We start from the raw sequence: 22732 nt of genomic DNA on the forward strand, positions 1-22732 counted from the left end.
CGGCCACGGTCTCGTCGGACTCGAAGTCCGTCACCGAAGGCAACACTGCCGCCGCATTGAACGCCAGCGGCCAGCTTACCATCACCGACCCGGATACGGGCCAGGCCCATGTCGTGGCGCAATCGAACGTCCACGGGACCTACGGCGACTTCACGATCGATGCCAACGGGGCCTGGAGCTACACCGGCAACGGCGCCCACGACGAGCTCACCGCCGGCCAGCAGGTTCAGGACCAGTTCACGGTCACCAGCCAGGACGGCACCGCGAGCGGCACGGTGACGGTGACTATCACCGGCACCAACGATGCGGCCACGGTCTCGTCGGACTCGAAGTTCGTCACCGAAGGCGATACCGCGGCGGCTCTCAATACCAACGGCCAGCTCAGCATCACCGACCCCGACACTGGCGAAGCCCACGTCGTGGCGCAATCGAACGTCCACGGGACCTATGGCGACTTCACGATCGATGCCGACGGGGCCTGGAGCTACACCGGCAACGGCGCCCATGACGAGCTCACCGCCGGCCAGCAGGTTCAGGACCAGTTCACCGTGACCAGCCAGGACGGCACCGCCACCGGTACCGTGACGGTCACCATCACCGGCAGCAATGATGCGGCCACGGTCTCATCGGACTCGAAGTCCGTCACCGAGGGTGATACCGCGGCGGTGCTCAACACGAGCGGCCAGCTTACCATCACCGACCCGGATACGGGCCAGGCCCACGTCGTGGCGCAATCGAACGTCCACGGGACCTACGGCGACTTCACGATCGATGCCAACGGCACCTGGAGCTACACCGGCAACGGCGCCCACAATGAGCTCACCGCCGGCCAGCAGGTCCAGGACCAGTTCACGGTCACCAGCCAGGACGGCACCGCGAGCGGCATCGTGACGGTCACCATCACCGGCAGCAACGATGCGCCGGTGCTGAACGCCAATGGCGGCTCACTGTCCTATACCGAGGGGCAGGCGGCGACCGCGATCGATACGGCGCTGGTCGTGTCGGACATTGATAGCACGAACCTGACCGGCGCGACGGTCTCGATCACAGGCAACTTCGCCTCCGGCCAGGATGTGCTCGGTTTTACCAATCAGAACGGCATCACCGGCAGCTATAACGTCAGCACTGGGGTGATGACCCTGACGGGTTCGTCGAGTGCTGCGAACTACCAGGCGGCTCTACGCTCCGTGACGTATTCGAACTCGGGTGACAATCCGTCGGGCGCGACCCGCACCATCAGCTATCAGGTTGACGACGGCCAGACGGCCAGCCACGCCAGCAATATCGTGAGCTCGACCGTCGCGGTCATCCCGGTCAACGACGCGCCGGTGAACACGGTTCCGGGAGCACAGACGACAAACGTCAACACGACAAAGGCGATCACTGGACTTAGCATCTTCGATGCCGACTCGGACGGCGCCAGCGAAACGATCACGTTGTCGGTAACCAACGGCACCTTGACCGTTTCAGGAGGTACCGCAGGGATCAGCGGCAGCGGAACGTCGACGGTGACACTGACCGGAACAGTCAGCGCCATCAATTCTACCCTGGCCTCGACGGTCAACTACGTTCCGACATCGAACTTTGCCGGAACCAGCACTCTGACCATGACAACAAACGACAATGGCCACACCGGAGCGGGTGGGGCACTGACCGATGTCGACACGGTGACCATTTCGGTCACGAGCCCCAGTCCCTTCGCGCTCACGACCGGCACCGATACCGTCTTCTATGTATCGGGCACCAATACTGTGACCGGAACGCAATCTCCCCTAACGCTAAACAACGGTGACATGCTGACTGGGGGAAGCGGTGCGGACACTCTCGCCCTCAGTGGTGGTGGTCTGGGGCCATTCACGTTCGGCGATGGTGCAGGAAGCATTGGCCTGACAAACTTCGAAACAATAAGTCTAAGTGACGGCAACAGCGGAAATCACACTGACGTCCTGACATTCCTTTCGACATTCCAAAACGGAGGAACGCTCACGATTGACGGATCCGGCATCACTGGTAACGGCGACCTGGTCGTAGATGCTAGCGCAGTCACGTCCGGATCTTTTGTCATCATGGGCAGTTCAGGAAACGGTGGTGATGATACCCTCAAGGGCGGTTCAGGTAACGACACGATCAACGGTGGCGCAGGCACTGGCGCGGACAGGATCGTGGGCGGTGGTGGCGCAGACGCGCTGACTGGTGGTGGCGGGAACGATACATTCGCCTATCTCGCTGTCACCGACGCGGGTGACCACATCACCGACTTCAACACCTCAGGGGATAAGCTGGAATTTACGGTAGCCGCTGGGCGATTCGTCATTGGTGATGTCGATACAAGCGTTGAAAACGTCAGAACGGGCAACAACGCTGCGATAAATCTCGCCAACACGGAGGTCGGCGTAAAAACCGACGCATCCGTGACGACAGCGACAGTTCAATCGACGATCAACGGTTATTCCAATATCACGACAGGGGCCCTGTTCGTGTTCCACAATTCGACAGTGGGCCACGCGCAGGTCTACTACGATCCCAATCCGAGCGTGGCAGGCGGCGCGATACTCGTTGCAGATTTGGACAACCTGACCACTCTGGCTAGCATAACCGGTGCTTTTAGCGCGGCGGACTTTGCGTTTGGAACGGCGCTTGCTCCTGCGGGCGTATCGGGGCAGCCCATCAATCTGGGTCTGACCGACTCGCCCGCCAATGAGGGGCAATTCGCCACGGTCACTGTTGCCAGCATGCCCGCCGGCTGGACACTAAATGGTGGGACGCTGCTCCCCGACGGCAAGTGGACGATCGAGACGACCGACGTCAGCTCGCTAACGGTGACATCGCCAGTCAGTTTCGCCGGAGCTTTGCACCTCGACGTGACCGTGACTCGGATGCAGCCGGATGGCTCGGCCGTAGTCGAGACATTCGCTGACAATGTTGAAGCTTTTGCAGCCGGCTCCGCCATCATCGCCATTTCCGGCGACGACTATCTCACAGCGTCAAGTGGCAGCGATCTGCTTGTATTCTCGCAGCCGATCGGCCACGACGTCATCTATGATTTCGAGATTGCGAATGATCAGATCGACCTGATTGGCTACGCCGGCTTCAAGACGTTCGCGGACGTGCAGACGCATCTGTCGACCGACAATGAAGGTAATGCCGTCATTGCGCTGGCCGACGGTCAAACGATCACTTTGGATGGCGTCGATGCCGGCTCGCTCGCAGCGGACGACTTCGTCTTCGACTTCAAGCCCATGGTCGACAATGCCGGCACAATGACAATCGGCAACGGCGCATTGCTGCCATTGTCCGGCAACATCCACAATACGGGCACGATCTCGTTGAATTCGACCGGCGCCGAGACCGACCTCCAACTTGTTGGACACGGTGTTTTGCTTGAAGGTGGCGGCCAGGTGCTGTTGTCCGACAATAGCGAGAACACCGTCAGTGGTGCTGTTTCCGATGTCACGCTGACCAACGTCGACAATACCATTTCCGGAGCCGGACAGCTTGGCGAGGGGACATTGACCCTTGTCAACCAAGGTACAATCATCGCGACGGGCACCAACGCGCTCGAGATTGACACCAGCGACAACACCGTCGTCAATTCCGGGACGATTATGGCCAGCGGCAGCGGCGGCCTGGTCATCGACAGCAACGTGGACAATTCAGGGCTGCTGTGGGCCCATGGAGCCAACATCACTCTCAACGGCAGTGTAAGCGGCAGCGGCACGGCACTGATGGATGGCGTGGCTACGATCGAGTTCGGAGCGGCTTCATCTGCGCATGTCGCGCTCGATGCCGCAGCGACCGGGACAATCGTGCTCCATGACTCCTTCGACTTCAGCGGAGTCGTGTCCGGGTTTGACGGAAATGACCACCTGGATCTCCTCGACGTCGCATTCGGGGACGGCACGACCGCTAGCTATGTCGCAAATCAGGCCGGCACTGGAGGTATCCTTTCGGTGACTGACGGCGTTCATACCGCCAACATCAGCCTGTTGGGCCAGTACGATCCCGCGAGCTTCCAGACAGAGGCAGACAAGAACATGGGAACGCTTATCAGCTACCACGAGTATCTAGTCTGACGCGCTGCGAGGCGATGGCTCGAGGCGCTGGGAGGGATCGCCTCAATCGTCGTGGAAAGATGTCTCGCTTCGCGCCCTCCGCATGCCGCGAAATCTGCTCCATGCGCGCCGGCCTGGTCGCATCATCCGCTCGATTTTGCGAGTGGATCGACAGGTTGCCAGTTCATTTTCCATCACATAATTATTGAATCGCGGAATAATAAAATTTTACTGCGGTTGCCCGTACTATTCCGGTGAATTCATATCGGCTCTCAGCCGGCGCTCTGCCCAAGCATCGATTATCGGGTCGGCTATCGTCCTCGTATTACGACGTTTTTGCCGATTCTCGCTTCATCTTTAATTTTCGCCGCGGCTCATTCCGGGTAAGGTTAATTCAAAAGACATTATATATTAAATGTTGACGATAATAAACATTTAATGGATAGTTTATCGCTGGCGGGGCCGGACATAAATCCGCAGCCGCTGGAAGTTGCCGAGGTGTCTGCAAATTCATCTTGAAAGAAGGGATTCTTCCAAATGTTGCAATATTACATCGAGACCAAGGAAGCGTTGAAGCGTCTGCGAACGGACCAGGATGGCGTGGTGTCATTCGAGTACATCATCGTCGCGGTTTGCATCGTTGGCGCAGTGGGTGCCGTGTTCGGTGGTGGAGCTGGTGGGCAGATCGGGGCGGCGCTAACGACCGGCATCACCGCAATCACCACCGCTTTCACTACTGCGATCGCTGGTTGATACAGCCATTCTGGCGCCAGAGGGGGGCAATCCAAGCTGCCCCCCTCCTGCAGGACTGCTCCCGCTAGTTTGCCTTCCACTTTTTTGAAACGTGCATTTCATGAGTTGGATTGCTCCCACCATCTCGATCCTCGAAATCCTGTTGTTGCTCTATGTCGCAACGATAGACGTCGCGACGCGCTCGATCCCAAACGAATTTTGTCTCGCGCTGGCGCTCCTTGGGATCGCCGGTCAATTGCCCAGCCCGATAGAAGTCGCCGTGTCGCTGATCGCAGCCGCGATCCTCTTCCTGCTCCTTTTTGTCCTATACGCGCGCGGAGGAATTGGCGGCGGCGACGTCAAGCTGCTGGTTGCCCTGGCGGTTGGTCTCCCGCCGAGCGGCGTGATGCAGTTGCTGACGGTCACCGTGCTGGCCGGCGGCGTTCTCGCCTTGGTGCATCTGATGATGCGTCACCTGCCGTATCCCAGGCTGGCACCCGCCGGATCGTCGCTCGCACGGCGGATCTACGCGATCGAGCGTTGGCGCCATTTGCGACACGCCCCGCTGCCTTACGGAGTTGCTATCGCCTGTGGCGGCATCTGGACCATTTTGAGCAAAGGATCATGAAATGTCATCCGCGCTGCGTCTGTCGATCATCGTGGTGCTTTTGCTTGCAACCACAGCGTTTGGACTGATTGCCTATAGCATGAACCTGCCGAAGGCGCAGCCTCCGGTCCCGGTACAAGTGACAGCGATGCCCCTAGCGCCGGCGGCGCCGGCGACCGCCGGATACTTTGTCGCGGCACGGCCATTGCCGAGGGGGACGTTGGCCCGCGAAGAGGATTTCACCGTGCGCTCGGTGCCGCCGGAGCGCGTTCCCCCGGGGGCTATCCTTGACGCCCCCGAGTCCAAGGCCGGACTTCCGGGTTCTCTCATCCGCAACTTCGTCGAAGCGGGCAGTCCCGTTACGTTGCAGGATATCCTGCGTCCGCGGGACCGGGGTTTCCTCGCCAGTGTCCTGGCGCCAGACAGCCTTGCCATCAGCATCAAGGTTGACGAGGAGGCCGGTGTCTCGGGCCTCATCAGGCCAGGCGATCACGTGGACGTCGTGTTGACCCAGGTCTTCGAGAAAGTCGACACCGCGCGTCGCGCACTGAGCGAAACCATTCTGCGCAATGTTCGAGTCATCGCGATCGATCAGGAGATCGTGCAGGGCGCACGCCCCATCAGCGGGATGGCAGGTAAGCAAACGCAGACCGTGTCACTGGAGCTTACGCCGGTACAGGTCAAGAAAGTCACCGTCGCAAAGCAGCTCGGGACGGTTTCCTTGGCCGTGCGCGCAGCGGTCGATCAGTGGGACAAGGCAGACACCGGCGCGATGTCGAGCTGTGATGTGTCGCCTGAACTTGCCCGCCAGTATGCAATTTCCGCACAGAGAACGGCAGTGGTCGTTCATTCAGGCGGTGAGGTCAAACAATACACGGTAAGGAAGCAAGTAGAAGACGCTCTCGTCAGCTGCGACGGTGCATCGGAAGCTGGACGCCCGACTGCAACGGCGGTGGGTTACGATAACAGGTTGTCGGAGAAACGTTGATGAACATTGCCATAGCCACTCCGCCTGAAGAATCGACGTCGATCGTCACGCGTAACCGCATCATCGGTTTCGTAAATGATGAGCTCAGCGCTGCGGCGCTGCGCAAGGGGCTCGAAGGCGCCAACCTCTCGATCAGGCGCGGCACGATCCGCAATGCCATACGGATGCTTGAAACCGACACCGACCTGTTTGCGCTGGTGGTAGACATCAGTGGCATCGATGATCCTTTTACCGAACTGGAAAGGCTGGCCGGCGTCTGTCCGCCCGATGTCCGCGTAGCCGTGATCGGCGATAACAGGGAGATCACCTTCTACCGGGAGCTCCTGGAGCTCGGCTTGACCGAGTATCTGCCGCGGCCGCTCACGCGCGATATGGTGCTGGACAAGCTGCGCCCCAAGCTGCTCGGCGACGTGGCAGCCAACCAGATCGATCGTGGCGGGCACGTGGTCTCGATCTGCGGGGCGCAGGGCGGCGCCGGCGCCACGAGCATCGCGATCAATCTGGCGCTGCAACTTGCCGAGACAACCAAGGCCAAGGTGGCGCTGCTTGATCTTCATTTGCAGGGCGGCGAGGCTGCCGTGATGCTGGGTGTTCGTCCCGGGCCGGGGCTGCGTATCGCTCTGGAGAATCCGATGCGGGCGGACACACTCTTCCTCGAGCGCGCGGCAATCGAAGTCAACGAAAGGGTTTGCCTGGTCTCGGCCGACGAGGACCTCGATGCGCAGCTCGAAATTACGGAAGCTGGCGTACGACACGTGCTGGGTCTGCTGCGTCAACGGTTCAACTACATCGTCGTCGATGTACCCGTCCCGTTTCCGCCGTCGATCTATCCCGTGATTACGCTTTCCCGTCATGTGATGGTGCTGCTCGAATCCGAGGTGACCGGACTTCGCAATGCCCATGCGCTACGCGCGGCCGTGATCAACATCGCGGGCAAAGACCGGGTCTTTACCTTGCTCAACCGGGCCGGCCGTCCCGGGGGGCTTCCGAGGGCGGCAGTTGTCAAGGCCTTGGGTGCAGAGCCCGACATCGTCGTTCCCGATCTCGGAAAGGGCATGACCGAGGCGCTCAATCTGGGAATTCCAGCTCTGAAGCACGTCAGAAAATTGCGGCGTCACCTGGCACCGATCGTACGGGAGATCAGCGGTGTCGCTGCCGAGCGGACTGGCTGGTGGAGGAGGGTGCTCACTGCACATCTGCGATGAAAAAATTTGGTAGGCGTGAAGACGACGCGCCAGCTCACGTATCTTCATTGGCGACAAGCCTCCCTGCATCTGCGATGGGCTTGCCTTTGCCGCCGCCCAGCGCGGCTGCATCCGCACCGAGCGTGCCGTCACCTGCGCCAAGGCGCGACGAACCACCGATCCACCAACCCATAATCCCGCCTTCGCTGCGTGAACGGGTGATCGAGCAGATCGAGCCAGCGGTGGCCGCGACCGTGTCGCGGGAGGTTCTTCGGCGGCAGATTGAGGAGATCATCCATCAAATTGCCAACCAGGAGCGGCTCGAGCTGTCGGGCCGCGAGCAGCTGCAGCTCGCGGACGAAATTGCCGACGACATGACCGGCTACGGGCCGCTCCGTCCGCTGCTGCTGGACCAATCGATCAACGATATCATGGTGAACGGTCCGAGTAATGTCTACGTTGAGCGAAACGGCAAGCTGGAACGCATTGCGGTGCGATTCCGCGACAATGGCCACATCGCTTCCGTCGCTCAGAAGATTGCCGCGCAGGTTGGTCGGCGCGTCGACGAATCCAGTCCGATGGTGGATTGTCGCCTGCTGGATGGCAGCCGGGTCAACATCATCCTCCCGCCGCTGGCGATCCATAGTCCGTGCATTTCCATCCGAAAATTTCCAAGCCGCCGTTTGGACATAGCCGGATTGATTGAAAACGGCTCAATGACCCCGGCCATCGGACATTTGCTGGAGATCGCCGCCCGCTCGCGGCTCAATGTTCTGGTCTCCGGCGGTACCGGATCCGGCAAGACGACGCTCCTGAACGCGATGAGTCAGTTCATCGATCACACCGAACGCATTGTCACGATCGAGGACGCGGCGGAGTTGCAGCTTCAGCAGCCGCACGTGATCAGCCTGGAGACCCGGCCTCCCAGCCTCGAGGGCACAGGGCAGGTGACACAACGCGATCTGCTGGTGAATGCCCTGCGCATGCGTCCCGACCGGATCGTGGTTGGCGAGGTGCGCAGTTCCGAAGCATTCGACATGCTGCAGGCGATGAACACCGGCCATGATGGCTCGATCTCCACGGTACACGCGAATAGTACCCGGGATGCCCTGACCCGCATCGAGAATATGGTGCAGATGGGACAGGTCAATCTACCGTCGCGCGCCATTCGAAGTCAGATCGTCGCTGCGCTGGATCTCATTGTGCAGGTCGAACGCATGCGGGACGGACAGCGTCGCATCGTTCAGATCAGCGAGGTGATCGGCCTTGAAGGGGAGGTGATCACCACCAACGACATCGCAGCCTTCGAGTATCAAGAGGAGGACGTGAACGGGCGGATATCGGGCAGCTATAAGTCCAACCTTGCAACTCCGAAGTTCAAGAGCCGTCTTGTCTATTTCGGGCTGGATGGTGCTTGGGCCGAGGCCATGAGGCAAGTATGATGCTGGAGTCCGTGATCGTTACTGTTCTGGCGCTCGCGATGTGCGCAGCAGCCATCTCGTTGTGGCTCGACGCTCGGGAAAGACGCATCAATCGCCAGTTGGCGGTTGCTCTGCCAACGTCGCATCCGGCTAACCTACCATCCATCCGCCGCTTGGAGGGCGGGTCTCAGGATCAGTTTCTCAATCGGCTCTCCAACTACAATCCCGATGTACCTTACACGTTGCGTCCGGCCTATGTGCTGCTTGCCGGTGCATTCGGAGCAGCAGCGGTCCTTTATGCGAACAGCCAGCTGGGATATTCCATCGTCTACGTGTCCATTGTCGCCGCAATCGCGGCCCTCATTGTGATACGAGGCCTGTTCGGCTGGCAGCAACGTCGCTTCGCTCTTCAGCTTTTTCGACAGCTGCCTGATGCGATCCAGCTGGTGACGAGTACCGTGCGATCGGGTCTGCCTGTGCACGAGGCATTTCGTGCCCTGGCGCGCGATATGCCGCAGCCAACGGCTGGGCAGTTCGCCATCGTATGCAGCGAAGTGAATCTGGGTAGACCTCCGGAAGAAGCTGTCCAAGCTGTCTATCGGCGAACGCAGGTGGCGGAGTATGCGATCTTTGCGGTGACACTTGCCGTGCAATTGAAGTCTGGCGGCAGCCTGGCCGAGACCTTGCAGAACCTGGGAGACACTGTCAGGCAACGTGTTGCGCTGGCCGCTCGCGCCAAGGCGCTGGCAGGAGAGGTGATCTTTTCCTCACGAGCGCTGACAATCTCGCCCTTGATTGCAGGTGGGGTCCTATACGCAGCCAATCCGCAAACGGTTGATCTGTTGTTCACCGATCCGGTTGGAAACAAGCTGCTGGCTTACGCAGTCCTTTCGGTGCTTGTCGGAGCCCTGGTCATAAGTTGGATGGTCAGAAGGGAAACGGAGCTATGACGTTTGGTCTTGGTCTGGTGGCCCTCGCGATGGCAGCTGGGACTGCGTCCTGCATGTTGATTATCCGCGAAATACACGTTCGTACATTGGACGCCCGGGTGTCGAACGCCGTGATGGGCGTTGCTGGCCGGTCCGCACCCTTCCAGGACGTGACCGGTTGGTTTTCGTCACTCGGCATGCGGTATCGTCGGTTCTATGCTGAGGAAAATCTGGATCAGCTACGAACCATCCTTCAATCGTCAGGTTTCAATCATCATCGAGCCTTGCCGACCTGGATCGGTGTCAAAGCCGTCAGCATGGCCCTATGCCCGATCATCGCCGGGGGTGTCGCTCAGCTTTTCGGGAAGGCACTGCTGGATGTGCTGGTCTTCACGCTTATCGGCGTGGCGATCGGGATTTTGGCGCCGCGATTGATACTGGCGGTGCTGAAGCGACGGTTTGATGCCGCCATTCGGCTGGGCACGCCGGACATGATCGATTTGCTGGTTGTGTGCAGCGAAGCGGGAATGGGCCTGGAAAGCGGGCTGGCACGTGTAGCGCAAGAAATGCAGGAGACCAATCCCGCTATAGCCCGGGTCATGAGCAGCCTTCTTGATGATCTCCGGATCCTGCCAAGCCGCAGCGACGCATTCGAGAAACTGGGAGCTACGTCGGATGGGCTTCGCCGATTCGGAATCATGGTCGGCCAAAGCCTGCAATACGGAACGCCCGTGGGCCAGGCTCTGCGGAGCGTCGCCGTCGACCTCCGGCGCGAACGTATCACCAAGCTTGAAGAAAGAGCACACAAGTTGGGCGCCAAGCTGACCATTCCGATGGTGTTGTTCCTGCTTCCAGCCATGTTCGTCATTTTGGGAGGAAGTCCCATTCTGCACCTCGTGCGTTCGTTCGCCAGCTTCGGTAAGTAGCCATGAGCACGATTGCCCTTTCGAGACCGTCCTCTTACGATCGAACAATGCAACTGTTCGGCGGCATGTGGTTCATGTTGCTGGCGGTTGGCGTGGCCATCAAGATCGGATCATCGGCTCATGATCCCTGGCCATCGCTCCTGTCGAGTGTTTGCCTCGCCGTCTTCTACGTGCTCCTGGCGCTGTTGATCATCACGCGGCCCCCGGCGAAGGCGCAAGCGAAGGGCCGTCTCCCAAGGATCGCGGCGTTCGTCGGCACCTATATGCCGTGGACGATCGCCTTCTTCGGCGAAACCGACAAGGCGTTGCCAAACCTGGCGTCCACCGCGTGCGTGTTGATCGGCATGATCATGATGCTGGTCACCATCCGACATCTTGGCAGGTCGTTCAGTCTGGTGCCACAGGCGCGCAACGTGGTGCAAACGGGTCCGTACCGGTGGATCAAGCACCCGCTCTACCTCGCGGAAGAAATCGCGGTGTTGGGTGTGGTTCTGAGAAGCCCGACACCGCTGACAGCGGTCTTGCTCGTGTTGCATATCGGCGTTCAGATTTGCCGAATTTATTACGAAGAAGACCTGCTTCGGCGCAGCTGCCCGGAATATTCCAGTTACGAAGCATCGCGCTGGAGAGTGGTCCCCTACGTTTGGTGAGTGCTGTTCCGGTCGACGACCGGAAGGATGAGTATCGGTCGAGGTCAACTCATGAGCCGCAAGAAGCCGTTCACCGGGGATCAACGCGGCGCCGTCGCGTTTGAGACATTGATCGTCTACCCAGTTTTGGTGGCGTTCCTGCTCATGCCGCTCGCCGACCTGGCTGCTGCGGGCTTCCAGTTCATCTCCGCATGGAGCGCGTTGCGCTCCTTCGGGCAGTATGTGCAGTACGCTAATCCGCTCGCCCCTGACGGCACGGTGAGCTGGAAGACAGGGCTACAGACGACAGTGGCTGGCCATGCGATCAGCAACATTCAGGTTTTGTGCGGAGACGCAGGGGCCGCCTGTTCGCCAGGCAATCTAGCTTCTCCCAAGTACATTACTTTCTCGACAACCATCACTTTGGCTCCAATTGTGTGGAGAGGGGTGCTGTGTCCCACCACTTGTACCTACACGTTGCCTTTCTCAGAGCGCTTCCAGTAGGGGGCTTCCATGCGTAGTCTGCTCCATTCCCAGCGAGGCTCCGTCGCATTCGCAACAGTCATCGCTCTCGTGCCGCTGATCGGAGTAGTCGCACTCGGGGCCGAGGCTGGATCGTGGTACGTCACCCGCCAGCACGCACAGAACGCCGCCGACTCAGCGGCCTATTCGGGCGCATTGCGGCTCTCATGTACGATGGCGGGTGCGGCCTGCGGCACGCACTCTGTGGATTATGAAGCCAAGGAATTCGCGGCCCAAAATGGGTTTTGCAACTCCAGCCCGAACGACAGCACGCCCTATCCGGGCACCACGTGTTCGCCTAGTCTTCCGAGCAGAGTCTCGCGGGCCGTGCAGATCGATATCGGCAACTACAATGCGGGCACTTTTACAACGCCGGTTGCGGGCACGGGCAACGCCGTTCGCGCCAGAGTCAGCCAGCAACAACCGGCGTACCTGGCGGCCGTGCTGGGTTTGACCACCGTCAACATCCCCGCCCAAGCCATTGCAATGGTCCAGCAGCCGACCAAGGCCTGCGTCCTGGCGCTTGGACCTGACTCAGGCGCACTCAAGCTTGCTGGTAACCTCAGCAACAACGGAACTGGCTGCGCTCTGATGTCGGATACCAGTGTTCAACTTGCCAGCACTCCAACGTTCACCGGCTCGGGATGGGCAGTCTATGGTGTAAATGGCTGCACCCCCTCGGGCAGCTGCAGCAATGTTAGCGTGCCGCACAACTATTTCATGACGTACGCTAGCAATCCGCTCAGCAAGCTGGACACCGCATCGTTCAATAGCAGGACGGGCAATACAAATATGCCATGCACCCTTCAGGCGGATGGGTGGAAGCATTGCGCGCCAAATAGCGCCGGAACTGGAGCCTACGGCAGTTTCACGGTGCAGAACGGCGACAAGTACGTTTTGGACCCGGGAACATATTTCTTCTACAAAGCAAATATAAAGATGACCGGCGGACAATTGAAAGGCGCGGGCGTAACCCTCGTCTTGCTCGGAGACTCGCAGCTTACCATCAACGGGGGTACGGCTGATCTCTCCGCACCCACCACTAACACGTTCTCTTCTGATCTGAATGGCGTCCTGATTGATGATCAGGCGCCGAGCAAGACCAGCAACAAGGTCACCATAAACGGTGGCGGTCAGGTTAGCCTGGGCGGGGCTATCTACTTCCCCAACGTCGACGTTAGCTGGGCCGGTACGACTTCAAGTGCGAATACGACCTGTTCGCAAGTGATCGCGAAAACGATCGACATGAGCGGTGGCGGCTATCTCAGCACGCAAGGCTGTGCGCCGGCCACCATCATTTACACCCAAGTTGTCGCTTTGGTGCAATGATGAGAAAGCTCGACAATCGCGGTATGGCGCCGTTTGAATTTATCATGGTATCCGTGGCGCTTTTCACATTGATGTTCGTCATCTTCGATCTTGGACGCTATGCCATCACGATGCAATCCTTGCGGACGCTCGCGAGTGCTGGCGCCCGTGCGGTCATGATCAGCTGCTATACGCCTGCCTTGCTTCAAAGCCCGCCGCAGTCGCCGGCTGGCTGCACCGGGGATCCCCTGTCCACCACCGCCAAGCAGAACGCGGCCCCCTTCCTGTTTTTCGGAGGCCTGACGCCAACGCTGACCGTGGGGGCCAACAGCAACAGCTTGAGTGTTACAGCGTCTCAGGCAAACTTTACGATGCTGATGCCCATATGGGGCACAACGCTCAATGCGCCGAGCGCCTCCAACCAGATTCCCTTCTAGCGCGAATATGGCAGCATGCCTGACATGTTTCGCCCGGGAACCAGGTTGGTCGAGTTCGGCCAAATGCGCGGGTGCGGAATTGCATCAGAGTGATTTGCACTCGGCCAGGCGAATCTCCAAGCGTGCGACCGAATGTCCTTCGATAGGAAAGCCGCGACGCGAGCGCGCGCCAAGGGCGGTCGTGCTGCGGGATAGTTCCCCACAGCCCGTGGGAATGATGCGCGTTGGCAACATTGAAGAGTTTTCTTTGTGCTTGCGACGGTGTGGTAAGTATCGCGCCTTGCAACCTGCCTGCATGAGGGAGGATGATCTTGGAGACACGAAGTAACGAATTGTAGTGGGACAGAATGTAAGCTCTGCGACGTGGTGCGCAGAGGGGAAATGTTGAGGACGTCGAGCACGTAGATTTGCGGGAAATCTCCGTGGATCGCGGTGGGGGGACTCGGATGAGTGGCGATCGCGTTTCGGGTAACAAGGTCGGGAGGCTTCTCGCCTTCGGCGTGATGGGTCTGGGCGCGGCGCTCGCCTCGTCTGGGTTCACCGACCGCGCGGCGGCTGCAGACCGGCGGGGCTCCTCCGGCGGTGTCATCGTCAGCGAGATGAACGACGTCCAGCGGGTCAAGCTCGTCGTCAACAAGTCACGGACCTTCAAGGTCGACACCGCCTTTGCGACGATCGTGGCGGGCTCGTCTGACATCGTCGATGTGAAGTCGCTGAGCGATCATCTCATCTATGTGCAGGGCAAGCAGACCGGCACCACCAACGTCATCCTGTTCGACAGCTCGATGAAGCAGATCGGGATCCTCGACGTCGAGGTCGTGATCGATACCGGTAATCTGCAGCAGAACATCCGGACCAGCACCGGCGGGCAGGGTATCCGCGTGTCGGCTTCCGAGGGGCAGGTGGTGCTCAGCGGAACCGCCGCCGACGCAGTTACGGCCGAGCGGGCCATGGCGATCGCCACCAGCACGGTCGCGAAAGGTGGCGTGGTCGTCAACGCGATGAGCGTCGCGGCGCCGCAACAGGTGATGCTCGAGGTGCGCTTTCTCGAGGTGAGCCGGGAGGCTGGACGCAACCTGGGCGTCAACCTCTATGGAGCGAACGCCAATGGTACCAACGTCGGCAATACCGGGCTCGGTCGTGTGACCGCCGCGGGTCGATCACCGATTGGCGGTATCAATACCAGCAATGGTCCCCTCGGTGCTGGAGGAGGCGCTGTCGGCGCGCCCCCGACGGGGAGCCTTCCGGTACTGGGAACTCTGGGGACGCTCGCCGGTACAGCGGGAGGCATCGCGCCGGCCCCGTTCGGAAGCTTGTTGACCAGCATTATCAGGACCAGCAGCGGCGGCTCGGTGGACCTATTGATCTCGGCGCTGGAAACCAAGGGATTGGCACGCCGGCTGGCGGAGCCAAATCTGACCACGCTGTCCGGCGATGCCGCCCGCTTTCTCGCCGGCGGTGAGTTTCCAGTACCGATACCGACCCAGACGACAAACGGCTTTCCCACCATCACAATTGACTACAAGAAGTTCGGTGTTGAACTCGCCTTCGTCCCCACTGTTCTTTCGCGCGGTGTGATCAATCTGCGGGTCGAGCCGTCGGTCAGCGAACTTGATTTCGCCAACGCGGTGACGATCCAGGGGACGACCGTTCCTGCTCTGACCCGCCGCGACGCGCGAACCACGGTTGAGTTGCGCGACGGCCAGAGCTTTGCGATCGCCGGTCTGCTCCAGACCCGGAATCGGCAGGACGTTTCGCAACTGCCTTGGATCGGCTCGGTGCCGGTGATTGGAAGCCTGTTCAGCAGCAAATCGTATCAGCAGGAGGAGACCGATCTGGTGATCATCGTGACGCCGCGCCTGGTGGCGCCGGCGGCACCCGGTCAGCAACTGGCCTCGCCACTCGACTCCCGTCTGCCCGCCAACGACGTCGATTTCTTCCTCAACGGCCAGATGGAAGTCCGGAAGCGTTACAATGACTACGTCAATTCCGGAGGCGAGGTGAAGGGACCGTATGGCCACATCATCGCGCCTGAAGTCCGGGCCCCCATCGTCGTCCCGGCCGCTAGTGCCGATCAGACGGTCGTCAAAACTCTAAACTAGAGGACGCGCGAGATGACGATCAGGTATCTGGTTCTGTTTGCGCCCATCCTGCTCGGGGGATGTTACGGCGTCGCCGGTCATGACGAGGTGGACCGCTACTTTCAGCGTTCAAACAGCATCACGATGACCGCCGGCGATGCCAAGCAGGTCAACGCCGTGACCCATACAATCCATCCATGGCCGCGATACGTCGGCGATCGCCGGATTGCATACGACGCTCGACGTGTGGGCTCGGCCGTGACCCGTTACGGCAACCAGCAACAGCCGGTGGATCAGCTTCCCGACATGGGCGATCCGACGAAACTCATGGGCCAGCGGCCTCCGGTCACGCAGAATGTCAACGTAACTGGATTGGGTGCGGGAGCATCGGCGGGAGTATCGGTGCCAGTGGGCGGGGCGGCGGGCAGGTAGCGGCTTTTGGTAGTTGAGTTTACGAGGGACATTTGCGTGCGGTGCAGTGAGTCCGCTGGGCCGGGCGGGGGACAAAAATTATGCGACGTGCCATTCTACTGCTGACCTGTTGCTGGCTGGCGCCAGGCCTTGCGGGATGTGACTATACCACGAGGGAGGCTGCCATCGTGGCTCCGGTCGAGCCACCGGGTGGGGACCCGGTGCAGGAGCCGACCGACGTCAAGTACTACCCGTCGGACGAGCCTGTGCGGCTGGGGCTGGAGCATTACAATCGCGGCAGTTACGGGCTCTCACAGCGCTATTTCAAGGACGCCGTCGAGAAATCACCCAAGGACGTCACGGCCTGGATTGGTCTCGCAGCGAGCTACGACAAGCTGCGTCGTTTCGACCTGGCCGATCAGGCCTATGCGCAAGCGATCCGGCTGGGAGGCGAAACCGTTCAGATCCTGAATGACCAGGGATATTCGTACATGCTGCGCGGCAATCTGAATGCGGCGCGACGGAAGTTCGAGAAGGCCTATTCGCTCGACCCAGGCAATCCGGTCATCGCAAATAATCTCGAGCTTCTCAATGGCAGCCGGCGGTTCATTGAAAGACCACCAAACAACCAGCCATAAGTGGTCGATCGGATACTGCGATCACGGCCAGTTCTCGTCAATTTGGCCCGATCACAGCATCAGCGTGACGGCTGCCGCTGCGGATGATGACAATGATGCCATTGCGAACGGTAAATCGCGCGCCGAGCAGTTTCCGCACCTTCTCCGTGATCGGAAAAGGAAAGGGCACGGCTTCTCCTGCGACGGGATCGCCGACCTTGATCGTCTCGGTCGCGGAGCCTGCAATTGGTGCAGGCTTGATATAGTCTCGGACAAGCTGAATCTCTTCACGTGACAGGATGAGCGGAGCCTGGTCAGGACGGGCCTCCGACGGCGGCTTGGGTGTTTCATTGCTTGCCTTTGTCTCATTGGTGCTTGCGATCTGATCGAGCCTGGCTACGCGTAGCTTGAGTGCGATGATGTCACGTTGCAGTGCTGCGATCTCCAATTTGCGCGAGTTGACCTGCATGAAGACAATGATCGCGCAAACGCTGCTCACGACAAAGCCGACGCTCAGCAATGCGATCAACCACCGCTCAAAGTTTCCCATCGACCCTCCGGCCGTCCGGGGGAGTTGATCGCGCTGGAGATGGCTCCGCCAGATGCGGCGTGCTCGGTCCATCCAGTCTGTAGAGCCCGTTACGCCGGCCGCCGCCCGGCCCGACCCAAAATGCGCGGGCGACGAGGCGGCTTCCTGTCGGGCCGGATCAACACACGACGCCGTGTCGACTTGCTCAAGCTCTAGATCTTCGGGGACGTGATCCTCCGTAGTCAGATGAGCGGCAGGGTGGACGGGATCCATCTGCTTATCGAGCCGGCCCATCTCCGTTCTCCATGGAGCCATCTGTCAACTTCAGCAGTTATGCCGACGCGGATAGAATAGGGTACCCGAGGATTCGATCAATCGGAACGGAAAAGGCGCCGGGCCGCGGGCGTGAGCCGTTCCAAGGACAGCTTCAGGAGATAGGCTACCAACAGAAGCCAAGGTTCGCCCCCGCGGACACGCAAGCCCGTGGGTCTGTGCGGCGAGGTGGCGAAGAGCCTGGAGCGCTTGCCCGGCCTTTCCGGACTTTCGCCGGGTCAACTCAATGGGCAGGCAATGGCTTGCCCTTCATCCGTTCCCGCAGACGCTGAAACGTCACGTAGAGCATCGGCACCAGGAAGATTCCGATCGAGCTCGCCGCGAGCATGCCCGCGAACACGGCTGTACCGACAGCCCTGCGGCTGAGCTCTGCAGCGCCGGTCGCGATCACGAGCGGCACGAGACCAAGGATGAAGGCGACGGAGGTCATCATGACCGCGCGGAAGCGCATATGCGCGCCCTGGATCGCAGCGTCCTCGAGCGCCACGCCTGCCTCGCGTTGCTCCTTGGCGAACTCGACGATCAGAATCCCGTTCTTGGCGGCGAGCGCGATCAGCACCACCAGCCCGATCTGGCCGTAGAGGTCGAGATTGAGGCCGGCGAGCTTGATGCCGACGTAGGAGCCCAGCACGCCGACGACGACCGACAGCAGCACCGGGATCGGGATCACCGTGCTCTCATAGAGCGCCACCAGGAACAGATAGGCAAACAGCACCGCAAGCATCAGCACGGTACCGGTCTGGCCGGCGGCCTGCTGCTCCTGATAGGCGGTGCCGGTCCACGCAAAACTATAACCCGCAGGCAGTACGGCATTTGAGACATCGGCCATCGCGGCCATCGCGGTGCCTGAGGAGACACCGGGCGCCGGGCTGCCGTTCACCGTCACCGAGCGGTAATTGTTGTAGCGGGTGATCACCTGAGGCCCGGTCACGATCCTGATCCCGGCCAGTGATCTGATCGGCACCATCTGCCCGGTGCTATTGCGCAGATAGATGCGCCAGATGTCCGAGATATCGCCGCGATCGAACGCTTCGCCCTGGACGTTGACCTGCCAGGTGCGGCCAAACCGGTTGAAATTGTTGACGTAGATGCCCCCGAGCGTCGCCTGCAGGGCGGTGAAGATGTCGCTGACCGTCACTCCGAGCGCTTGCGCCTTGCCGCGGTCGATGTCGAGATGGATCGACGGATTGGTCGCAGTGAAGGTGGAAAAGACGCGCGCCAAACGCGGATCGGCGTTGGCGGCGCCGATCAGTGCGTTTGTGACGCTCGAGATTTCGGCCGGACTCTGTCCTTCCAATGCCTGGAGCTGGTATTCGAATCCGCCGCCGGTGGAGAGTCCGATGATCGGTGGCAGGTTGAACGGCAGCACATTGGCCTGTCGGATCTGCGCGCCGGCCGCGAAAGTCTGCCGGATCAGCGTTTGCGCAGACTCTGCTGCAGCCTTGCGTTCGGCAAATGGCTTCAGACGCGTGACGACCAGCGCGCTGTTCGATTCCGAGGCGCCGTCGAGCAGGGAAAAACCGACGATGGCAAGAACGTGGTCGACAGCCGGCATCTGCTTCAGGATGTCTTCAACCTGCTGGGTGACCTCGCTGGTTCGCGCCACCGACGCGCCGTCCGGTAGTTGGACCGAGGTGAAGAAGGCGCCCTGATCTTCCTCGGGCAGGAAACCTGTCGGCGTGATCAGCGACATGCCGAAGATGCCGGCGGCCAGGAGCGCGACGAGCAGCACGGAGAGGCTCGCGATGCGCACGAGGCGGCGGACGCCGCCGCTGTAGCGGTCACGAATCCAGTCGATGGAGCCGAGGACGCGGCCCATGATGCCGCGCCTGGGCCCGGTGTGGCGCAGGAGCAGCGCGCACAGAGCGGGCGACAGGGTCAGGGCGTTCAACGCGGAAATGATCATCGCGGCGCTGATCGTCACCGCGAACTGGCGGAACAGCGTTCCGGAAACGCCGGGAATGAATGCGATAGGTACGAAGACCGACAGCAGCACCAGGGTGATCGCGATGATCGGCGCGGTGATCTGGGTCATGGCCTTCTTGCTGGCCTCGGTGGCGGAAAGGTCCGGCTCCTCCTGCATGACCCGTTCGACGTTCTCGACGACGACGATCGCATCGTCCACGACAATGCCGATGGCGAGCACCATCGCCAGCAGGGAGACCGTATTCGCCGAATAACCGAGCACGAGCAGGACGGCGAAAGTGCCGATCAGGCTCACCGGAACCGCGATCGCGGGGATCACCGTGGCCCGGAGATTGCCGAGGAAGAGGTACACCACGATCACGACCAGCACGAAGGCCTCGCCCAGCGTCTGCAACACCTCCGCGATGGTGTCGCGCACGAAGCTCGTGGAATCGTATTGCACGAGGTAGCTCAGCCCGGTGGGGAAGTGCTGCGACAGCCGCTGCATCGTCGCCGCCACGGCTTGTGCGGTGGTCACCGCATTGGCGCCCGGGGCCAGATAGATCGCGACCGGAACGGCCGCGCGTCCGTCGATCCGCGCTTCGCTGTCGAGGTTTTGCGCGCCCATCTCGACACGGGCAACGTCCTTCACCAGCAGGGACGAGCCGTCCGGGTTGGCGCGCAGCACGATGTTGGCGAATTGATCGACGGTGGTGAGCCTGCCCAGGGTCTGCACGTTGAACTGGAATTGCTGGTCGTCGCTGATCGGGCGCGCGCCGATGCGGCCGACCGGCGCCTGGACGCTTTGCGTGCGAATTGCGGCAATGACATCCGACGGCGTGAGATTGAGGCTGGTGAGCCGCTGCGTGTCGAACCAGATCCGCATCGAGTAGTTCATCTTGGCGAACAGATTGGCCTGCCCCACTCCGGGGGTGCTCGCGATCGCATCGAGCACGTTGATGATGGCGTAGTTCGTGATGAACAGCGGATCCTGCTCGTCATTGGCGCTGTAGAGCACGAGGAATTGCAGGATCGACGAGGACCGCTTGCGGACCGTCACCCCCTGCTGCTGCACTTCGGTCGGCAATTGCGACAGCGCGCTCTGCACGCGGTTGTTGACATTGACGGTGTTGATGTCGGGGTTCGTGCCGAGAGCGAACGAAACCGTCAGTGTGTAGCTACCGTCGCTGGCGCTGGTCGATTTCATGTAGAGCGCGCGGTCGACGCCGACGATCTGTGCCTCCAAGGGCTGGGCGACGCTGCTCTCGACGACTTCGGCGGACGCGCCCGGGAAGGTACCTGAGACCGTGACCTGCGGCGGCACGATGTCCGGAAATTGCGCTACCGGGATCTGCATCAGCGCGAGCGCACCGGCAATGGTGATGATGAAGGCGATCACCATCGCAAGCCGGGGACGATCAATGAAGACCGCGGACATCATGGCTTGTCGTCCGCCCGGCCGGCCTTGCCGGAGGTGCTGGGAGCTGCGTGCGGAGCCGCACCATCCGCAGCCTTCATGCTCGACAGGATCAGTGGACTTGCCGGCCCCGGCGCAACGACCTGGCCGGAGCGAACCCGCTGCAGGCCTTCGACGATCACCCTGTCGCCGGCCGCGAGTCCGGCGATGACCGCCGCGATGGTCGGGGTCGATTGCCCGAGCTGGATGCGGCGCTGCTCGGCCTTGTTGTCGGCGCCGACAGCGAGAACATAATCGCCCTGCTGATCGGAGAGCACGGCGGAGCGCGGGATCGCCAGCACCTCGATCGGCTGGATGCCCTCGAGCACGACGGTCACGAACTCGCCGTCGGTCAGCTCGTGAACGGTGACGCCGGCCGCCGAGGACGCTCGCAGGATAGGATTGCCGATCTCGCCGCGCACGGTGATCGTGTCGGTGTTCTGGGCAATGGTGTTGTCGACGAAATTCAGTTTGCCGGACTGGCCGTACATGCGGCCGTCGGGCAGTCGCAGCCTGATGACGACGGCTTCCAGGCCACCTTGCGGCCCGTATCGTTCCCGCAGCTCCAGCCCTTGGCGCAGCGGCACGGGGAAGGTGACGTGCATCGGGTCCTGGCTGACGATGGTGGTCAGCACGCCCGAGCTTGGGCCGACGACGTTGCCTTCCGTCAATGCCGTGCGTCCGATCTTGCCGGCGATCGGTGCGCTGATCTGGGTGTAATCGAGGTTGATCCGGGAGGCCTGGACCTGGGCTTGCGCGGCCTGGACCTGGGCTTCGAGGCTGAGCTGGTTCGCGATGGCGGCGTCGTAGGTAGACTGTTGCCCGGCAGGGCCTCCGAGCAGGGTTCGCGCGCGTTCCGTCGTCTGTTTGGCATTCTCGAGCGTCGCCTGAAGCTGCGCCACCTGCGCCTGTTTCGATGCCAGATCCGCTTCGAAGGGACCACGCTCCAGCCGGTAAAGCGCATCGCCTTTGCTGATCTCGGCGCCTTCCTCGAACAGGCGCCGTTCCAGGAATGCGGTGACGCGCGCAACGACATTGACCCGATTGATCGCCTCGATCCGCCCGAGAAATTCACTGCTCTCGGTGATCGGTCGCCTGGTCGCTTCCACGACGCCGACCGCGGGAGGCCCTGGCGCGGCGGGTTGGGTCCGGGCCACCCCGCCGGCGATGATCGTCAGGAGAGTTGCCGCCAGCAGCCTGATCGAGACGCCAGCAAGGTTCATTGTCCGCTCCTTGCAACGTTGGGACCGGGCCGATGCTTCACCGGCGCCTCGTTACTCCCGCGGTGTTCGATCGCTGCGCACGGGCTCGTCGTAACCCTTGCGGCGGCTATAGAACATCAGTGCAATCAGGCCGCAGCCGGACACCAGCATCAGGATTGCAGCCCCCGCCAGGATGGCGTTGCGGTAAAACGGCATTGACGGCGTTTCCTGCCATACCGCCACGGAGTACCAAGTCGCCACAACGAGAAGCGCTGCGAGAATGGCTCCGAGAAGCCATAGGTTGGTGTGGCGCACGATCTCCTCCATCGTCTGATTGGGGTTGCATGGCCTTCGCACCCCTCGGCCGCCTGCGAATTGCGCAAGGGGGCCTAGCGCCACCGCCATCCGCAGCGACGACGACCGCGATGCCACCAGCAAACCCAGCGGCGGCTGCGTGGTCGCC

General features: G+C 61.1%; 19 protein-coding genes. 15 read left to right on the forward strand and 4 right to left on the reverse strand.

Going from position 1 to position 22732, the window contains the following annotated elements; translation table 11 throughout:
• From MOV75_RS05600 to MOV75_RS05670, 15 genes are all read left to right on the forward strand, one after another.
• The coding region (locus MOV75_RS05600) for a beta strand repeat-containing protein (protein WP_369010442.1) at positions 1-4073 on the forward strand (4073 nt) is incomplete at its 5' end.
• A 516-nt stretch (positions 4074-4589) separates the two neighbouring features.
• The gene (locus tag MOV75_RS05605) at positions 4590-4805 is read left to right on the forward strand and encodes a hypothetical protein (protein ID WP_018458240.1); all 216 of its coding nucleotides are present in this window, start codon (positions 4590-4592) and stop codon (positions 4803-4805) included.
• A gap of 100 nt (positions 4806-4905) precedes the next feature.
• Positions 4906-5412, forward strand: a complete 507-nt coding sequence (locus MOV75_RS05610; protein WP_247005193.1) for a prepilin peptidase — start codon at positions 4906-4908, stop codon at positions 5410-5412.
• 1 nt (position 5413) lies between these two features.
• On the forward strand, positions 5414-6379 hold the full coding sequence (cpaB, locus tag MOV75_RS05615; protein ID WP_246919594.1) for a Flp pilus assembly protein CpaB: 966 nt from the start codon (positions 5414-5416) through the stop codon (positions 6377-6379).
• Complete coding sequence (locus MOV75_RS05620) at positions 6379-7584, forward strand: pilus assembly protein CpaE (protein WP_247005194.1); 1206 nt, start codon at positions 6379-6381, stop codon at positions 7582-7584. Before cpaB ends, MOV75_RS05620 begins: the two co-directional genes overlap by 1 nt.
• Complete coding sequence (locus tag MOV75_RS05625) at positions 7581-9005, forward strand: CpaF family protein (RefSeq protein WP_247005195.1); 1425 nt, start codon at positions 7581-7583, stop codon at positions 9003-9005. Before MOV75_RS05620 ends, MOV75_RS05625 begins: the two co-directional genes overlap by 4 nt.
• The gene (locus tag MOV75_RS05630) at positions 9002-9934 is read left to right on the forward strand and encodes a type II secretion system F family protein (RefSeq protein WP_247005196.1); all 933 of its coding nucleotides are present in this window, start codon (positions 9002-9004) and stop codon (positions 9932-9934) included. Before MOV75_RS05625 ends, MOV75_RS05630 begins: the two co-directional genes overlap by 4 nt.
• On the forward strand, positions 9931-10839 hold the full coding sequence (locus MOV75_RS05635) for a type II secretion system F family protein (RefSeq protein WP_246919606.1): 909 nt from the start codon (positions 9931-9933) through the stop codon (positions 10837-10839). The genes MOV75_RS05630 and MOV75_RS05635 overlap by 4 nt, the downstream gene beginning before the upstream one ends.
• 47 nt (positions 10840-10886) lie before the next feature.
• Complete coding sequence (locus MOV75_RS05640; RefSeq protein WP_247005197.1) at positions 10887-11489, forward strand: isoprenylcysteine carboxylmethyltransferase family protein; 603 nt, start codon at positions 10887-10889, stop codon at positions 11487-11489.
• Between the two features lie 51 nt (positions 11490-11540).
• The gene (locus tag MOV75_RS05645) at positions 11541-11972 is read left to right on the forward strand and encodes a hypothetical protein (RefSeq protein WP_247005198.1); all 432 of its coding nucleotides are present in this window, start codon (positions 11541-11543) and stop codon (positions 11970-11972) included.
• 9 nt (positions 11973-11981) lie between these two features.
• Positions 11982-13319, forward strand: a complete 1338-nt coding sequence (locus tag MOV75_RS05650) for a TadG family pilus assembly protein (RefSeq protein ID WP_247005199.1) — start codon at positions 11982-11984, stop codon at positions 13317-13319.
• Positions 13316-13735 carry a pilus assembly protein gene (locus tag MOV75_RS05655; RefSeq protein WP_309486926.1) on the forward strand — a complete coding sequence of 140 codons (420 nt, stop codon included), beginning with the start codon at positions 13316-13318 and terminating at the stop codon, positions 13733-13735. The genes MOV75_RS05650 and MOV75_RS05655 overlap by 4 nt, the downstream gene beginning before the upstream one ends.
• Before the next feature lie 446 nt (positions 13736-14181).
• On the forward strand, positions 14182-15837 hold the full coding sequence (locus MOV75_RS05660; protein WP_247005201.1) for a type II and III secretion system protein family protein: 1656 nt from the start codon (positions 14182-14184) through the stop codon (positions 15835-15837).
• Positions 15838-15849: 12 nt separating this feature from the next.
• Positions 15850-16248 (forward strand): hypothetical protein, encoded by a 399-nt coding sequence (locus MOV75_RS05665; RefSeq protein ID WP_247005202.1) that lies wholly within the window; start codon positions 15850-15852, stop codon positions 16246-16248.
• 167 nt (positions 16249-16415) lie between these two features.
• Complete coding sequence (locus tag MOV75_RS05670; RefSeq protein ID WP_240536539.1) at positions 16416-16865, forward strand: tetratricopeptide repeat protein; 450 nt, start codon at positions 16416-16418, stop codon at positions 16863-16865.
• A 37-nt stretch (positions 16866-16902) separates the two neighbouring features.
• Here MOV75_RS05670 and MOV75_RS05675 read toward each other — a convergent pair whose 3' ends face one another.
• The 4 genes from MOV75_RS05675 to MOV75_RS05690 form a co-directional block, all read right to left on the reverse strand.
• Positions 16903-17667, reverse strand: a complete 765-nt coding sequence (locus MOV75_RS05675; protein ID WP_247005203.1) for a hypothetical protein — start codon at positions 17665-17667, stop codon at positions 16903-16905.
• Between the two features lie 262 nt (positions 17668-17929).
• Complete coding sequence (locus MOV75_RS05680) at positions 17930-21052, reverse strand: efflux RND transporter permease subunit (protein WP_246919283.1); 3123 nt, start codon at positions 21050-21052, stop codon at positions 17930-17932.
• The gene (locus MOV75_RS05685) at positions 21049-22290 is read right to left on the reverse strand and encodes an efflux RND transporter periplasmic adaptor subunit (RefSeq protein ID WP_246919279.1); all 1242 of its coding nucleotides are present in this window, start codon (positions 22288-22290) and stop codon (positions 21049-21051) included. Before MOV75_RS05685 ends, MOV75_RS05680 begins: the two co-directional genes overlap by 4 nt.
• A gap of 51 nt (positions 22291-22341) precedes the next feature.
• Positions 22342-22732, reverse strand: a 391-nt coding sequence (locus tag MOV75_RS05690; RefSeq protein ID WP_247005204.1) for a hypothetical protein, incomplete at its 5' end; no start/stop codon positions are given.

Origin of the sequence: Bradyrhizobium sp. PRIMUS42, from assembly GCF_023006515.1 — a bacterium.
Lineage (GTDB): Bacteria > Pseudomonadota > Alphaproteobacteria > Rhizobiales > Xanthobacteraceae > Bradyrhizobium.

Bases quoted from the DNA above. Each gene is read 5' to 3' on its own strand.
- MOV75_RS05605 (WP_018458240.1), top strand. From the start codon at position 4,590: ATGTTGCAATATTACATCGAGACCAAGGAAGCGTTGAAGCGTCTGCGA.
- MOV75_RS05675 (WP_247005203.1), bottom strand. From the start codon at position 17,667: ATGGGCCGGCTCGATAAGCAGATGGATCCCGTCCACCCTGCCGCTCAT.
- MOV75_RS05660 (WP_247005201.1), top strand. From the start codon at position 14,182: ATGAGTGGCGATCGCGTTTCGGGTAACAAGGTCGGGAGGCTTCTCGCC.
- MOV75_RS05645 (WP_247005198.1), top strand. From the start codon at position 11,541: ATGAGCCGCAAGAAGCCGTTCACCGGGGATCAACGCGGCGCCGTCGCG.
- cpaB (WP_246919594.1), top strand. From the start codon at position 5,414: ATGTCATCCGCGCTGCGTCTGTCGATCATCGTGGTGCTTTTGCTTGCA.
- MOV75_RS05610 (WP_247005193.1), top strand. From the start codon at position 4,906: ATGAGTTGGATTGCTCCCACCATCTCGATCCTCGAAATCCTGTTGTTG.
- MOV75_RS05665 (WP_247005202.1), top strand. From the start codon at position 15,850: ATGACGATCAGGTATCTGGTTCTGTTTGCGCCCATCCTGCTCGGGGGA.
- MOV75_RS05680 (WP_246919283.1), bottom strand. From the start codon at position 21,052: ATGATGTCCGCGGTCTTCATTGATCGTCCCCGGCTTGCGATGGTGATC.
- MOV75_RS05650 (WP_247005199.1), top strand. From the start codon at position 11,982: ATGCGTAGTCTGCTCCATTCCCAGCGAGGCTCCGTCGCATTCGCAACA.
- MOV75_RS05655 (WP_309486926.1), top strand. From the start codon at position 13,316: ATGATGAGAAAGCTCGACAATCGCGGTATGGCGCCGTTTGAATTTATC.
- MOV75_RS05685 (WP_246919279.1), bottom strand. From the start codon at position 22,290: ATGAACCTTGCTGGCGTCTCGATCAGGCTGCTGGCGGCAACTCTCCTG.
- MOV75_RS05635 (WP_246919606.1), top strand. From the start codon at position 9,931: ATGACGTTTGGTCTTGGTCTGGTGGCCCTCGCGATGGCAGCTGGGACT.
- MOV75_RS05625 (WP_247005195.1), top strand. From the start codon at position 7,581: ATGAAAAAATTTGGTAGGCGTGAAGACGACGCGCCAGCTCACGTATCT.
- MOV75_RS05630 (WP_247005196.1), top strand. From the start codon at position 9,002: ATGATGCTGGAGTCCGTGATCGTTACTGTTCTGGCGCTCGCGATGTGC.
- MOV75_RS05620 (WP_247005194.1), top strand. From the start codon at position 6,379: ATGAACATTGCCATAGCCACTCCGCCTGAAGAATCGACGTCGATCGTC.
- MOV75_RS05640 (WP_247005197.1), top strand. From the start codon at position 10,887: ATGCAACTGTTCGGCGGCATGTGGTTCATGTTGCTGGCGGTTGGCGTG.